The 14,750-nt window shown below is 65.3% G+C and carries 14 protein-coding genes; 8 read left to right on the top strand and 6 right to left on the bottom strand.

Features of this window, described 5'->3' with window-relative positions:
- The first annotated feature begins 36 nt into the window (after nucleotides 1-36).
- Nucleotides 37-687 carry an SCO family protein gene (locus AC5P57_RS08810; protein WP_142806470.1) on the top strand — a complete coding sequence of 217 codons (651 nt, stop codon included), beginning with the start codon at nucleotides 37-39 and terminating at the stop codon, nucleotides 685-687.
- Nucleotides 684-1,526 carry an archaetidylserine decarboxylase gene (gene asd, locus AC5P57_RS08805; RefSeq protein WP_099554933.1) on the top strand — a complete coding sequence of 281 codons (843 nt, stop codon included), beginning with the start codon at nucleotides 684-686 and terminating at the stop codon, nucleotides 1,524-1,526. Before AC5P57_RS08810 ends, asd begins: the two co-directional genes overlap by 4 nt.
- Nucleotides 1,527-1,638: 112 nt before the next feature.
- Here asd and AC5P57_RS08800 read toward each other — a convergent pair whose 3' ends face one another.
- Both AC5P57_RS08800 and AC5P57_RS08795 read right to left on the bottom strand, forming a co-directional pair.
- The gene (locus AC5P57_RS08800) at nucleotides 1,639-1,986 is read right to left on the bottom strand and encodes a ribonuclease E inhibitor RraB (RefSeq protein ID WP_262234762.1); all 348 of its coding nucleotides are present in this window, start codon (nucleotides 1,984-1,986) and stop codon (nucleotides 1,639-1,641) included.
- 24 nt (nucleotides 1,987-2,010) lie between these two features.
- The gene (locus AC5P57_RS08795; protein WP_262234761.1) at nucleotides 2,011-3,615 is read right to left on the bottom strand and encodes a transglycosylase SLT domain-containing protein; all 1,605 of its coding nucleotides are present in this window, start codon (nucleotides 3,613-3,615) and stop codon (nucleotides 2,011-2,013) included.
- 122 nt (nucleotides 3,616-3,737) lie between these two features.
- Between AC5P57_RS08795 and AC5P57_RS08790 the strand changes: the two genes are divergently transcribed.
- Both AC5P57_RS08790 and greB read left to right on the top strand, forming a co-directional pair.
- Nucleotides 3,738-5,243 (top strand): DUF853 domain-containing protein, encoded by a 1,506-nt coding sequence (locus AC5P57_RS08790; protein ID WP_262234760.1) that lies wholly within the window; start codon nucleotides 3,738-3,740, stop codon nucleotides 5,241-5,243.
- An 85-nt stretch (nucleotides 5,244-5,328) separates the two neighbouring features.
- Nucleotides 5,329-5,835 carry a transcription elongation factor GreB gene (gene greB / locus AC5P57_RS08785; RefSeq protein WP_262234759.1) on the top strand — a complete coding sequence of 169 codons (507 nt, stop codon included), beginning with the start codon at nucleotides 5,329-5,331 and terminating at the stop codon, nucleotides 5,833-5,835.
- A 156-nt stretch (nucleotides 5,836-5,991) separates the two neighbouring features.
- Here greB and AC5P57_RS08780 read toward each other — a convergent pair whose 3' ends face one another.
- Both AC5P57_RS08780 and rimO read right to left on the bottom strand, forming a co-directional pair.
- On the bottom strand, nucleotides 5,992-6,828 hold the full coding sequence (locus tag AC5P57_RS08780) for a DUF3025 domain-containing protein (RefSeq protein ID WP_262234758.1): 837 nt from the start codon (nucleotides 6,826-6,828) through the stop codon (nucleotides 5,992-5,994).
- Nucleotides 6,825-8,186 carry a 30S ribosomal protein S12 methylthiotransferase RimO gene (gene rimO, locus AC5P57_RS08775; RefSeq protein WP_262234757.1) on the bottom strand — a complete coding sequence of 454 codons (1,362 nt, stop codon included), beginning with the start codon at nucleotides 8,184-8,186 and terminating at the stop codon, nucleotides 6,825-6,827. The genes AC5P57_RS08780 and rimO overlap by 4 nt, the downstream gene beginning before the upstream one ends.
- 204 nt (nucleotides 8,187-8,390) lie before the next feature.
- Here rimO and AC5P57_RS08770 point away from each other — a divergent pair, with 204 nt between their 5' ends.
- From AC5P57_RS08770 to AC5P57_RS08760, 3 genes are read left to right on the top strand one after another with little or no spacing between them, the layout of a single operon-like run.
- Complete coding sequence (locus tag AC5P57_RS08770) at nucleotides 8,391-9,062, top strand: dienelactone hydrolase family protein (protein ID WP_262234756.1); 672 nt, start codon at nucleotides 8,391-8,393, stop codon at nucleotides 9,060-9,062.
- Nucleotides 9,059-9,481 carry an HIT domain-containing protein gene (locus AC5P57_RS08765; RefSeq protein WP_010483023.1) on the top strand — a complete coding sequence of 141 codons (423 nt, stop codon included), beginning with the start codon at nucleotides 9,059-9,061 and terminating at the stop codon, nucleotides 9,479-9,481. Before AC5P57_RS08770 ends, AC5P57_RS08765 begins: the two co-directional genes overlap by 4 nt.
- Before the next feature lie 15 nt (nucleotides 9,482-9,496).
- Nucleotides 9,497-9,664: a LiaI-LiaF-like domain-containing protein gene (locus tag AC5P57_RS08760; protein WP_005418011.1), complete on the top strand. Its 168-nt coding sequence runs from the start codon at nucleotides 9,497-9,499 to the stop codon at nucleotides 9,662-9,664.
- Nucleotides 9,665-9,762: 98 nt separating this feature from the next.
- Here AC5P57_RS08760 and dcd read toward each other — a convergent pair whose 3' ends face one another.
- Nucleotides 9,763-10,335, bottom strand: a complete 573-nt coding sequence (gene dcd / locus AC5P57_RS08755) for a dCTP deaminase (RefSeq protein ID WP_005410499.1) — start codon at nucleotides 10,333-10,335, stop codon at nucleotides 9,763-9,765.
- 421 nt (nucleotides 10,336-10,756) lie between these two features.
- Here dcd and AC5P57_RS08750 point away from each other — a divergent pair, with 421 nt between their 5' ends.
- Entirely contained in the window at nucleotides 10,757-13,822 is a 3,066-nt protein-coding gene (locus AC5P57_RS08750) for a TonB-dependent receptor (RefSeq protein ID WP_262234755.1), read from the top strand.
- A gap of 72 nt (nucleotides 13,823-13,894) precedes the next feature.
- Here the strand turns inward: AC5P57_RS08750 and apbC are convergent, their stop codons facing one another.
- Nucleotides 13,895-14,749: an iron-sulfur cluster carrier protein ApbC gene (gene apbC, locus AC5P57_RS08745; RefSeq protein ID WP_099554976.1), complete on the bottom strand. Its 855-nt coding sequence runs from the start codon at nucleotides 14,747-14,749 to the stop codon at nucleotides 13,895-13,897.
- Nucleotide 14,750: the final 1 nt, after the last annotated feature.

Genomic DNA, 14,750 nt, shown 5'->3' with positions numbered 1-14,750 from the left:
CCGGTATGATGGAGCCTACTTCGCGCGGGGGCACCCATGTTCAATCGCAACGCCGGCATCATCCTGCTGATCGCCCTGGCGGCGGGCCTGGGCCTGCTGGCCGCCCAGCAGGTGTTTGCGCCGAAGCCGCCGGCCAACGCCCCGGCCACCGAAGCGGTCACGCTGTACCCGCAGCCGCGTGAACTGCCCGACTTCAACCTGGCCCAGTCCGACGGCACCCGCCTGATCCCGGGCGAACTGAAGGGCCACTGGACCCTGGTATTCCTGGGCTTCACCTTCTGCCCGGACGTCTGCCCGACCACGCTGGCCGAGCTGGCCGGCGCGCAGAACCAGTGGGAAGCCCTGCCAGACGGCCTGCGCCCGCGCGTGCTGTTCATCTCGGTCGACCCGGACCGCGACAGCGCCACGCGGCTGGGCGAGTACGTGCACGGGTTCCACAAGGACACCCTGGCCGCCACTGCCGATGTGCCCTCGCTGGAGCGCTTTGCCACCTCGCTGGGCTTCGTGTTCCAGAAGGTGCCGGGCAAGCACTTCGACGAAAACCCCGAGGATTACACCGTCGAGCATTCGGCCAGCCTGGCCGTGCTCGACCCGCAGGGCCGGCTTGCCGGCCTGGTACGCCCCCCGTTCAACGCGCCGGCCATTGCCCGCGACCTGCAGAAGCTGACCGAGAAAACCGCCCCATGAGCCTCACCACCGCCCTGACGTACGCCCTGCCCCACCGCCTGCTGTCCTCGATGGCGCGTTCGCTGGCGTACTCGGACGATCCGCGCGTGTCGCGCTGGCTGATCGACACGGTCACCCGCAAGTTCAACGTCAACCTGGACGAAGCGGCCAACCCGGACCCGCGCAGCTACGCCACCTTCAACCAGTTCTTCACCCGTGCGCTGAAGCCGGGCGCGCGCGTGGCCGATGCCGATCCGCGCAGCCTGGTGATGCCGGCCGACGGCCGCATCAGCCAGCTCGGCAGGATCGAGGCCGGCCGCATCTTCCAGGCCAAGGGCCAGTCGTTCACCGCCGCCGAGCTGCTGGGCAGCGACGAAGACGCCAAGCCGTACAACGACGGCCTCTACGCCACCGTGTACCTGTCGCCGCGCGACTACCACCGCGTGCACATGCCGTGGACCGGCACCCTGCGCGAGACCGTGCACGTGCCTGGCCGCCTGTTCAGCGTCGGCCCGGCTGCGGTGAATGGGGTGCCGCGCCTGTTCGCGCGCAACGAGCGCCTGGTCTGCCATTTCGATACCAGCTTCGGCCCGATGGTCAGCGTGATGGTGGGGGCACTGCTGGTGTCCGGCGTGGAAACCGTATGGAGCGGGGAGGAGATCCCGGCCTACGGTGACCGCATCACCCGCAAGGATTACCGCGGCCAGGGCATCAGGCTGGAGCGTTTCGCCGAGATGGCGCGCTTCAACTACGGTTCGACCGTGATCGTGCTGCTGCCGCCGGGCGTGGCCGACTTCGCCGCGCAGCTGGGCGCTGAAAGTCCGGTGCAGCTGGGCCAGGCGTTGGCCAGGCTGCGCTGACAAAAAGGGGACGGAGGGGATTAAGTCGTTTATGCATAAACGACTTAATCCCCTCCGTCCCCTTTTTCCACAACGGAATGCCGGCCGGCGGCCGGCACTACCGGTACGCGCGTTACTGCAGGGACGGGGCCGGGCCGACGTCCATGCCATCGTAGTCTTCCACGCCCTTCTCCGCGGCCAGCGCCGCGAACTCCTGGTTGCGACGGTCCAGCGAGGCTTCGTCGTGAATCTCCACGCGCTCCACATGCAGCACGTGGAACGGCGCGTCGCCATCTTCCGGCTCCTGCTCGAACAGTTCCACGAAGGTGTAGCCCTGCGCCTGCAGATGGTCAGCCAGCGCCTGCAACGGCTCAGCAGTGGAGTGCACGAAGAAGTACCCCCACAGCAACGGGCCGGTGATGTCCCAGTCGGTGTTTTCGCGGAGGTTGGCGAACAGGTTGCGGGTGTCTTCGAGGTCCATGCGGATTCCAGGGGTCGTGGGGGATTACTTGTCGCAGCCCTGCAGCTTCAGCGTCTGGCCGTGGCGCAGGCTGTAGGCCGGGGCTTTCAGGCCGTTGGCGCGGGCCAGGGTGGGCACGTCGCACTGGAATTTCGCCGCGATGGCGCCCAGGGTCTCGCCCTTGCCCACCTTGTGGCTGCGCACCGGCTTCGGCCGTGCCGCCGGGCGCGGCGTGGCTACCGGAGCGACCGGTGTGGTCGGCACGCTGGTGGAGGCCGCGGCGTCGGCCACCGGCACCACGCCCCCCACGGCCACACTGCCGGTGTAGCTGGCCGCGGTCGGGCGCTTGATCGCCGCGTTCAGATCGGCCGTGATCAGCGTACGGGCCAGATCGGCGCGCGGGCCGCTGACGCAGTTGCGCTGGTACAGGCCGGCGATGCGCGTCGTCGCGTTGATCAGCGTGCCGGCCGGGATCCAGCCGTCGGCCTCATAACGCGGGTTGAGGTTGCGCAGCACGCGCATGTAACCATCACGCGTGCCGTGGCTGCCCAGGCAGATGGTCAGCTCGTAGATGGTGGTGGATTTGGCCAGGCGCAGCGTGGCCGGCTGTGCGCTGATCTTCGGGAACTCCACGCCGTACTGCTGCGGGTGCAGGAAGATCCACGCCGCGGCGATCACCATCGGCACGTAGTCCTTGGTCTCGCCCGGGAACTGGTTGTAGACGCTGTCGGTCCAGAAGCTCTGCCCGCCGCTCTGCTTGAACACCCGCGCCGCACGGCCCTCACCACCGTTGTAGGCGGCCACCGACATCTCCACATTGTTGTTCAGTTCGCGCAGGCGTTCGTTGAGATAGCTGGCGCTGGCCTCGGCGGCGCTGCGTGCATCGAAGCGCGTATCGAAGCCGGTGCCGTCCGGGCCGAGGCCGAAGCGGCGGCCGGTGGCCGGCATGAACTGCATCAGGCCCGCCGCGCCGGCGCGCGAGGAGGCATGCACGCGGCCATTGGATTCCTTGGCCATGATGCCGAACAGCAGCGCTTCGGGCAGGCCGCGCTTTTCCCACTCCGGCCACATCACCGCGCGCAGGTTCTGGTAGTTCTCGTAGCTGGTCAGCAGCGCCGGGCGCATGTCGGTCAGCCAGCGGCGGATGCCGGCCTGCACGGCCGGGTTGTACTCGACCATGGTGTCGAAGGCGTGCCGCTTGTCGTTGAGCAGCGCGGCGGCGCGGGCGGCCTCGGGCACGTCGGCGGTGAGCGGGCCGATATGGTCGGGGTCGGCTTCCAGGCGGTCACCACTCTCGTCGGTCACCTCATCGCTGCCCGCCGCATCTGCGTCGTGCTTGAGCAGGCGCTTGTAGCTGGCCAGCAGGGTGCCCATCTGGCAGCCCTTCTGCTTCACGCAGTCGTTGAGGACGTCTTCCATGTCCTCCAGCGCGGCATCGGCCTCGTTGCTGCCCTTCGGATCGGAATTGGCGACCAGCAGCAGGGCGTCGCTGTAGCGCTTCTCGGCGGTGCTCATGCGCTGCTGCAGCGCATCCACCTTCACCTTGTCCCGGGCCGAAACCCGCTGCGCATGGGCGTCGGGCGCCAGGGAAACCAGGCCGGCCAGGGCCAGCAGCGGCCAACCACGGGAAATCAGGACAGGAACGGGCATTGATGGCACTGTGTGCGAAACAGGCAGGCAGAGTAGCGGCGCCGCCAAGGTCCGGGCAAGCCGACCTTCGGCCCGTCACCGCCGGCGGTTAACATTGGGCTATTCACCACAAGGGCTGGACCATGGATCCGATTCTGCTCGGCAAAGGCATTACCGACGATATTGCCGTCACCCTGCTGCCGAAACTCGGCAACCGCCACGGCCTGGTGGCCGGCGCCACCGGTACCGGCAAGACGGTGACCCTGATGACCCTGGCCGAGGGCTTCTCGCGGCTGGGCGTACCGGTGTTCCTGGCCGATGTGAAGGGCGACGTGTCTGGCCTGGCCGTGCCCGGCACTGGCGCCGAGAACCTGCTCCAGCGCGCCGCCGAGATCGGCGTGGCGGAGTATGCGCCGGCGGCAAGCCCGACCATTTTCTGGGACCTGTACGGCAAGCTCGGCCATCCGGTGCGCACCACGGTCAGCGAGATGGGCCCGACCCTGCTGTCGCGCATCCTCGAACTGAACGACACCCAGGCCGGCGTGCTCGACATCGTGTTCAAGCTGGCCGATGACCGTGGCCTGCTGCTGCTGGACATGGACGACCTGCGTGCCCTGCTCGGCCTGGTGGCCGAGGAGCGCAAGGACATTTCCACCGAGTACGGCCTGGTCAGCGCGCAGTCGATCGCCGCGATCCAGCGCTCGGTACTGCGCCTTGCGCAGGACGGTGGCGAGAATTTCTTCGGCGAACCGGCACTGGAACTGGCCGACATCATGCGGGTCAATCACGACGGCCGCGGCATGATCGGCATCCTCGCCGCCGACCAGCTGGTGCTCAAGCCCAAGCTGTATTCGACCTTCCTGCTGTGGCTGCTGTCGGAACTGTTCGAACAGTTGCCGGAAGTGGGCGACCTGGACAAGCCGAAGCTGGTCTTCATCTTCGACGAAGCACACCTGCTGTTCGATGACGCGCCCGCCTCGCTGGTGCAGCGCATCGAGCAGGTGGTGCGGCTGATCCGCTCCAAGGGCGTGGGCGTGTACTTCTGCTCGCAGTTCCCCGACGACGTGCCGGGCAACATCCTCGGCCAGCTGGGCAACCGCGTTCAGCACGCGCTGCGTGCGTTCACCCCGCGCGACCAGAAGGCGGTGAAGACCGCTGCCGAGACTTTCGTACCGAACCCGAAACTGGACGTGGCCAAGGTGCTGAGCCAGCTGGGCACCGGCGAGGCGCTGGTGTCCACGCTGCAGGACAAGGGCGTGCCGATGCCGGTGCAGCAGACGATGATCGCTCCGCCACGCTGCCGGATGGGACCGATCACCGACGCCGAGCGCGCTCAGGTGCGCGCCGGCAGCCCGGTCGGCAGCCGCTACGACACGGCGATCAACCGTGAGTCGGCCGCCGAGCTGCTGGCCCAGCGCGCGCAGAAGGCGGTCGAGAAGGCCGAGGCACCTGCCGCCCGCAGCCGTGAGCAGGACGAGGCGCAGGAAGGAGGCTTCGGCCAGTCGATCAAGGATGCGATCTTCGGCACCAAGCGCCGCCAGGGCATGATCGAGACCATGGCCAAGCAGACCACGCGCACCGTCGGTACCAAGCTGGGCAACCAGATCGTGCGCGGCATCCTGGGTGGCATCTTCGGCGGCAAGCGCTGATCTGATTCGCCGCCGCTGGGGTCGGACTCCTTCCGGATGGAAGGGCTCCGACCCCAATCGTTCCCCTGGAAAGAAGTCTTACCGCATGTCCCGTTGGCGCCCGCCCGCAGAAAAAAGTACAGCCCTGATCACCGCTTCCGGCCACGCCCGGCTGAAAGCTGAACTGGATGACCTGTGGCGTGTACGCCGCCCCGAAGTGGTAAAGGCACTGGCCGCCGCTGCTGCGGAGGGCGACCGCTCCGAGAATGCCGAGTACACCTACCGCAAGAAGCAGCTGGGGGAGATCGACCGTCGCGTGCGCTACCTGACCAAGCGGCTGGAATCGCTGCGCGTGGTCGACACCACACCGACCGATCCGCAGGCAGTGTTCTTCGGTGCGTGGGTGGAGTTGGAGAACGTGGACAGCGGTGACACCAGCCGCTACCGCATCGTCGGACCGGATGAGACCGACGCCGGACTGGGCTGGATCAGCATCGATTCGCCACTGGCCCGGGCGCTGCTGAAGAAGCGGGTGGATGACGAGTTTTCAGTGGAGCTGCCCGGCGGCCAGTTCACCTTCGCGGTGATCAGCGTGGAATACGAACCGCTGTAGCGTCGACTGTCAGTCGACTACCGCGCGAAGCGCGGCACAAACCTCCGCAGCCGGACGGCAAACACACCGTTGTCCCCATCGCGGCGATGACTCGCCGGAGCCATCTGTCGGGCGTTCACGGCCTCGGAACGAAGAGCAGTCGACTGACACTCGACTTTACAGGGGCACGTGCAGCGGCGACGGGTACTTCCGCCCGGTACGCAACGGGCGGAAGTAATCGCTGTTGGCGTAGAAGGCGGCATCCTGCCTCTGGTGCCAGCCCGGAACGCCAGCCAGTGGCAGCGGACGCAGCTGCAGTGGATCGGTCGCCGCCCTGCCCTCGCCGATGGCCGCAGCCACCGTGGCAATGCAGGCATCGTCATCGGCGCCCTGCACCACCACACACTTGCCGACCAGCAGGCGCCCCGGCAGCAGCGCCTGCTCCATCAGCGCGTGCCCGAATATCGCAGCGATAGCGATGTCACCACTCTGCCAGCGCGCAGGCTCGAACAACGCCGGCCAATCATGCACGTCCCATGCGGCCAACACGTCCTCATCGCGCACGCGCACGATGACGCCGGTTTCATCGAACTGCGTCAGTGCAGCCTGTGCGCGATTGCGCTGGCCGGGCGGCATGACAGCGATATGCAGGCACTGCTGTGCGTTGAGTGCCTGCTTCAGCTGCGGGTGGCATGCCCACACCAGCGCATTGAACAGGTCATGCCAGTTGCCGGCACGGGTGGCGATATGCCCCTGCGCGATGCGCGCTTCGTAATGCAGGCCGTCGGCCAGCAACGCGGCGTCCTGTTCCACCAGGCGCTTGCCGGGCAATGCCAGGCGTGCATCGAGCGCAGCGATGGGCGGCCATGCCGTGCAGACCAGCAGATCACGGAAGTCGTGCAAGCCGGCGAACAGCGGATGTTCAAACACCTGCAGATCGACCGCCGCACGCGGCGGCGGCACGAAGCGCCGGGAACCGCCGCCGTCGCCAGCGGCGGTCGTCGCTGCGGTCACAGCACCTTGAGGTCGAACGCAGGGCGGGTGTTGGCTGGCAGCGCATCGCCGTACAGGTCGTGCTCGTCGCTCTCGGTGATTTCCACGTCGACGAACTCGCCCACGCGCAGCGACACCTGATCGGCGTTCTGGATGTGGACCAGGCCGTCGATCTCCGGCGCATCGGCCCTGGAACGGGCCACCGCGATGTCACCTTCGATGGCATCGACCAGGCACTGCTGCACGGTACCGATCTTGGCTTCCAGGCGCGCGGCGGAAATCTGCGCCTGCTTCTCCATGAAACGGGCCAGGCGCTCCTGCTTCACTTCTTCCGGCACCGCATCGGGCAGATCGTTGGCGGTGGCACCCTCGACCGGCGAATAGGCGAACGCGCCCACGCGGTCCAGCTGCGCTTCGTCGAGGAACGACAGCAGCTCTTCGAACTCGGCTTCGGTCTCGCCGGGGAAACCGACGATGAAGGTCGAACGCACAGTGATGTCCGGGGCGATGCGGCGCCAGTTCTGCACACGCTCAAGGGTCTTCTCGACCGCACCCGGACGCTTCATCAGGCGCAGGATGCGCGGGCTGGCGTGCTGGAACGGGATGTCCAGGTACGGCAGGATGCGGTTCTCGGCCATCAGCGGCACCACCTCGTCCACGTGCGGGTACGGGTAGACGTAGTGCATGCGCACCCACGCATCCAGCTCGGACAGGCCTTCGCACAGCGCCTTCAGGCGGGTCTGGTAGGCCTTGTCGCGCCACATCTTCTCGGCGTACTTCACGTCCACGCCATAGGCCGAGGTGTCCTGCGACACCACCAGCAGCTCACGCACGCCGCCACGCACCAGGCGCTCAGCCTCACGCAGCACCTCATCGACCGGGCGCGAAACCAGCTTGCCGCGCATCGACGGGATGATGCAGAAGCTGCACTTGTGGTTGCAGCCTTCGGAAATCTTCAGGTAAGCGTAGTGGCGTGGGGTCAGCTTGATGCCGTAGTCGGGCACCAGGTCCACGAACGGATCGTGCTTGGGCGGCAGTGCCTCATGCACCGCTTCCATCACGCTCTGGTAATCCTGCGGGCCGGACACCGCCAGCACGTTGGGGTACGCCTCGCGGATCTGCTCCGGGCGCTTGCCCAGGCAGCCGGTGACGATGACCTTGCCGTTCTGGTTCATCGCCTCGCCGATGGCGTCCAGCGACTCGGTCACCGCCGAATCGATGAAGCCGCAGGTGTTGACCACCACCACGTCGGCCGAATCGTAGGACGGGACGATGTCGTAGCCTTCCGAGCGGAGCTGGGTAAGGATGCGCTCGGAATCGACAAGGGCCTTCGGGCAGCCAAGGCTGACGAAGCCGACTTTGGGGTTCAGCTGGGACATGGAATCGCGGGACTCTGGGGGCCTGGGCCCCTGCCGGCGTGGCAGGGGTTCCTGGGGGCCGGGGCCTGAAAGGGCGCCAGTATACCGGGGTTGGCGGCCACGCTCTGAATGGCCAGCCGCCCGATCGCGCACAGCCTCTGACGCCGCGCTAACCGCCGCAGCGCCGACAATGCAGCCCTGTTCCCTACAACGAGGTAGATGGTGATGGCCGAGTGGATCACCTTGGATACGCACCACGGCCCGGTACGGGCCTGGCAGGCACTCCCTGAGGGCACCGCGCGCGGTGGGCTGGTGGTGGTGCAGGAAATCTTCGGTGCCAACCCGCATATCCGCAGCGTGGCCGAGCGCTTTGCCGCCGAAGGCTATGCAGTGCTGGCCCCATCGTTCTTCGATCTTGTCGATGGCCCGGATGCCGACCCGGATGCCCTGCCCTACGACGCCGACGGCGTGAAGCTGGGGCTGGAACGGGTAGCCGCGCTGGGCATCGAACGGGCACTGGAAGTGGTCCGCGCGGCGGCCACCCGCCTGGCCCCCTACGGCAAGGTCGGCACCGTCGGCTACTGCTGGGGCGGCACGGTGGCGATGCTGTCCGCAGTGCGTCTGGGCCTCCCCTCTGTCAGCTACTACGGTGCGCGCAATGTCCAGTTCCTCGATGAGACGCCGAAGGCACCGGTGATCTTCCACTTCGGCGCCCAGGACAGGAGCATCCCGCCGGAGGCCGTCCAGGCCCACCGCGAGAAGCTGCCGCAGATGGCCACCTTCGTCTATCCGGCCGACCACGCCTTCAACCGGGAGGTCGGACATGCGTATGATCCAGACAGCGCCACCCTGGCGCTGCAACGCACCCTGGACTTCTTCTCGGAGCATCTTGGATGAGCGATTTCGAACTCGATTCACGCCTGGCCACCGATAGCGTGCTGGTGGCGGAAGGACCGTTGTCGCAAGTGCGGCTGATGAACGACGAACGATTCCCCTGGCTGGTGCTGGTACCGCGCCTGGCCGGGGTGACCGAGTGGATCGAGCTGGACGGCGAGCAGCAGGACAAGCTGCGCACCGAGCTCAACCGCGCCTGCAAGGCCCTGAAGGGCGCCGACGGGGTGGAGAAGATCAATATCGGTGCGCTGGGCAACATCGTGCGCCAGCTGCATTTCCATGTGATCGGCCGCCATGACGGCGACCCCGCGTGGCCGGGCCCGGTCTGGGGCAGCGGCCCCGCGCACCGCTACGAGCCGGGTGCGCTGGACCAGCATGTCGCCTACTGGAAGGAACGGCTAGGATATCCAGCCCAGTCCTGAGCGTTTGCCGACCCGATGCGATTCAACCTCGTTGCCGCCGTCCTGCTGATCCTGATCGGCCTGTTCATGCTCGCCAGCAACCTCGGCTGGACGCACCTGAACCTGTCCAAGCTGCTGTTGACCTGGTGGCCGGTGGCGCTGGTGGGTGTCGGCATCGCGATGCTGTTCGGTCGCGGGAAATAAGCTGGTGCCGGGCCATGCCCGGCGAGCGCAGCATGTGGCCGCACCCATGAAAACGCCGGGCATGCCCGGCGTTTTCTCGTCATGCGATGGCGCGCCGGTCAGGTCCGCGGCAGGGTCACGCCGGTCTGGCCCTGGTACTTGCCGCCGCGATCGCGGTATGAGGTCTCGCAGATGTCATCGGCGGCGGCCTGGAAGAACAGCATCTGCGCCACGCCCTCATTGGCATAGATGCGCGCCGGCAGCGGCGTGGTGTTGCTGAATTCCAGGGTGACGTGGCCTTCCCACTCCGGTTCCAGCGGGGTCACGTTGACGATGATGCCGCAGCGCGCATAGGTGCTCTTGCCCAGGCACACCACCAGGGTGTCGCGGGGAATTCGGAAGTACTCCACGGTGCGCGCCAGCGCGAAGCTGTTCGGCGGGATGATGCACTCATCGGCGGTGATGTCGACGAAGCTGCCCGAGTCGAAATGCTTGGGATCGACGATGGTCGAGTTGATGTTGGTGAACACCTTGAACTCACGCGAGCAGCGCACGTCGTAACCGTAGCTGGACGTGCCATAGCTGACGATGCGCTCGCCGTTGGCCTGCTTGACCTGCCCTGCCTCGAACGGCTCGATCATGCCGTGCTGCTCGGACATGCGGCGGATCCAACGGTCACTCTTGATGCTCATGCTCTGTCCTGTTGAACGAGGGGGAATGGGGCTGCGCCCGAGGCGGCGATTCTACAGGTGGCCTCCCTGCGGCGGCCATGCTTGCCCCTCGGTCCAGAGAGCCACTTCACGGCACCACGCCCAAGACCGATGCCTCACAACCATGAATAACAAATGAGACTTATCGTCGCACTTCAGTTCAATTAGCATACATTTGTGTCACTTTCAATCATCTCGTCAGACACGAAACAAACCGAAACAAAAAATAGAATTTCTTTTAATTCAACAACCTGAGAGCATTTTTCAGCGCCAAGCTATTCATGAGCGCCAGATGAACGTTGCACGAAAAAAACTTCATCGTTACGGTTTCATTCATCCTGAACAATTCGTTCAGGTCCGCTTGAATTGAACCGATTTCCCTCTGCAACCGCAAAGGAACACGATGAATCTGAACTTCAATGGACGCAGCCTGAAGCGCACCGCCCTGGCCATGGTGCTGGGAGCCCTCGCCGGCACCAGCTATGCCCAGAGCACCTCTGGCGATATCGTCGGTACCGCAGCTTCTGCTGAAAAAGTGCAGGTCAAAAGCCTGGCCTCCGGTGCTACCCGCGAAGTGAACGTCAGCGCGGATGGCCGTTTCCGCATCTCCCAGCTGCCCACCGGCACCTACGAGGTCACCACGGTCAGTGGTGGCAGCCCGGTTGCGACCACCCGCGTCACTGTGGTGGCGGGCCAACAGTCCTTCGCAACATTCGCCTCTGCAAGCGGCGGCAATGCCACTTCGCTCGATACCGTCAACGTGCGCGCACTGGGCGCGGCCAACACGATCGATCTGGGCAGCGTTGAATCGCGAACCACCTTCACCGCCGACAAACTCAACTCGTTGCCGGTCGCCCGCGATGTCACAAGCGTCTCCCTGCTCACCCCGGGCACCGTGGCGGCCAGCGGCTACTTCGGCCCGGCCTCCTTCGGTGGCGCATCGGCTGCGGAGAACAGCTACTACGTCAACGGATTCAATGTCACCAACCTGTACGACAGCCTGTCCTTCTCGGAAATCCCCTATCAGGCCATCGACCAGCTGGACGTGCAGACCGGTGGCTATGGTGCTCAGTACGGCTTCTCCACCGGCGGCGTGACCAGCGTCAACGTCAAGCGTGGCACCAATGAGTGGAAAGGCGGCTTCAGCTGGACTGGCGCACCTGATTCACTGCGTGAGAGCGCGCCCGATACCTACTATGACGACGGCTCGATCTTCCGCTCCTATGACAAGAACAGCAGCAGCTCGAACGTCTACAGTGTATGGGTCGGCGGTCCGCTGATCGAAGACAAGCTGTTCGTGTTCGCCATGGGCCAGTTCAGCGACTCGAAGACCACCAGCTTCAGCAATCGTGGCTCCCAGTACACCACCAACGGGCGCCCCCCGTCGGCAGCAGCCCTGTCCACCACGGCCTACGACTATGAGTCCAAGACGCCTTACTGGCTGCTGAAGGTTGACTGGTACCTCAACGAAAACAACCACCTGGAGTACACCGGCTTCGACAACAGCCGACGCTACTCCTATGACTACTACAACGCGCTCTACGACCGTCCTGATGCAGGCGGCGAGCCGGCCAAGACCAGCTATCTCGGCGAACTGGTCGGCAAGAGCGGCGGCCAGACCGACGTGTTCAAGTGGACCAGCTATCTGACCGAGAACCTGACCGGATCGCTGCAGTATGGGCAGATGCGTAACCGGGCTTCGGAGCACACCATCAGCCCTGACGGTGTCTTCGACGCCTACAACGGCGACATCAACAGCCCGCAGGGCGCATGCCCATATGTGCTGGACTACCGGTCGGAAACCGGCGGCACCGGTCGCCGTATCGGCTGTGCCGTGGCAAGCACCGTCGGCATGTTCGGCGGCCGCAACGAGCGCAAGGGTACCCGCCTTGACTTCGACTGGCAGCTGGGCGACCACAAGATCGGCTTCGGCTACAGCGATGAGAAATGGACCTCCGTGCAGGGCACGTCCTACTCCGGCGGCGCATTGTGGTACCTGGAAGATGAGTACGCCAACCTCGTGAACTTCCGCAATGGTGGTTCGATCGAAATCAAGCAGAAGTCGTGGTACCTGCAGGACAACTGGCAGATCACCGACAACTTCATGCTGTATGCCGGCGTCCGTAACGATTCCTTCAACAACAAGAATTCGGACGGCATCAGCTTCGTCAAGCAGGACAACATCTGGCAGCCGCGTCTGGGCTTCTCGTGGGATCTGCTGGGGGATGGCCGCAGCAAGCTGTTCGCTTCGGTAGGCCGCTACTCCCTGCCCATCGCTGCAAACGTGGCGCTGCGCGCAGCCAGTGCTTCGTACTATCTGGATCAGTACTACACCTACGATGGAATCGGCGCCAACGGCGCGCCGAACATCACCGGCCGCTATGAAGACGGCGCCATCGACTCGGTCATCAACGGCGAGGGCGGCACCACTCCAGATCCCCGCGCCGTGGCGTCCAAGGGACTGAAGCCCTACACGCAGGACGAGGTGATCCTGGGCTACCAGCAGCAGATCAGTTCGCCGATCGACTTCTTCAACGACTGGACGCTGGGCATCAAGGCCACCTATCGACGCATCAACAAGGCGATCGATGACACCTGTGACTCGCGTTCGCTTTACAACGCGGCCGTCGCAGCCGGCTACGACCTGTCCAACTGGTCCGACCCATGGACCGTGCCGGAGGGCCTGCCGGGCTGCTGGATCTACAACCCGGGCAGCGACCTGAAGGTCACGCTCGACGTGGACGGCAATGGCACCACGGAGGAAATCACCGTGCCGGGCTCGACCCTCGGCCCGAAGGCCAAGCGTACCTACAAGGCCGTCACGCTCAGCGCGGACAAGCAGACCGAGCGCTGGTATGCCAGCTTCTCGTACACCTGGTCCAAGCTGGAGGGCAACTATGAGGGCCTGGTCAAGAGTACCAACGGCCAGGACGACACCGGCACCACGTCGGACTTCGACTTTGCCGAAATCATGTACGGCTCGGACGGTTACCTGTTCAATGACCATCGCCACAGCATCAAGCTGTTCGGTGGCTTCAAGTTCAACGATGAATGGTCCGTCGGCGTGAATGTGCTGGCGCAGTCCGGCGCCCCCAAGAGCTGCCTGGGCGGCGGCTGGGGCAGCTTCGGCACCGAGTATGGCTACACCGGCGTCTTCCACAGCTGCCAGCTGCAGGCCGACGGCTTCACCAGTGCGGATGACATCGCCAAGGTGGGAAACGCCGGCCGCACGCCCTGGCAGTTCACTGTCAGCCCGAACATCACCTACACCCCGAAGTGGATGGAAGGCCTGAGCGTGCAGGTGTCCGTGCTCAACGCCTTCAACAACATCAAGCCCGTGCAGGTGTACGAGACCAAGTACGGCCGCCCGAGCGCTGCCGAGACCATCCGCACCTACTACAACTACAACACGCCGAAGTATTTCAACGATCCGCGCTACGTCCGCTTCCAGGTCCAGTACGACTGGTAAGCGGCTTCCTCTCCAGGAACGTCTCAGATTGCCGCCGGCCTCGCGCCGGCGGCTTTTTCTTTGCGGCCGCAGTCAGAGCAGCGACGACAGGATCGGGATCGATGCCCGCGGGCGCTTGCCCACTTCCTCGATCAGGCGCTGCGCGGCATGGCGGTACGCCTGGGCCGGTATCGAATCGGGCTGCGCCACGGTGATCGGGGTACCGCTGTCGCCCTGCTCGCGGATGCCGATCTGCAGCGGCAACGAACCCAGCAGCGGTACGCCGTACTGGGCCGCCATGCGCTCGCCGCCGCCTTCACCGAACAGGTGCTCGACATGCCCGCAGTTGCTGCAGGTATGCACCGCCATGTTCTCGACGATGCCCAGCACCGGCACCTCGACCTTCTCGAACATCTTCAGCGCCTTCTTTGCATCCAGCGTGGCGATGTCCTGCGGCGTGGTGACGATCACCGCACCGGCCAGCGGGATCTTCTGGGTCAGGGTCAGCTGGATGTCACCGGTGCCTGGCGGCAGATCGATCAGCAGGAAATCCAGATCGTCCCACAGGGTGTCGTTGAACAGCTGGGTCATTGCCGAGGTGGCCATCGGCCCACGCCAGATCATCGGCGTGTCCTCTTCGATCAGATAGCCGATCGACATGGTGTCCACACCGAACGCGCGCAGCGGTTCGATGCTCTTGTTGTCGGGACTTTCCGGGCGACCGGACAAGCCCAGCATGGCGGGCACGCTGGGGCCGTAGATGTCCGCGTCCAGCACGCCAACACGTGCGCCCAGCTGCTGCAGCGCGACGGCCAGATTGACCGCCGTGGTCGACTTGCCCACACCGCCCTTGCCCGAGCCGACCGCGATGACATTGCGGATGCGGGCATGTGGCGTCAGTCCCTTCTGGACCTGGCTGGCATGGGGGCGGCGGGGGGAACTGTTCACA

The organism is Stenotrophomonas sp. YJH_SMC_79, assembly GCF_059367995.1.
This window is presented reverse-complemented; position numbering and strand designations above follow the sequence as displayed.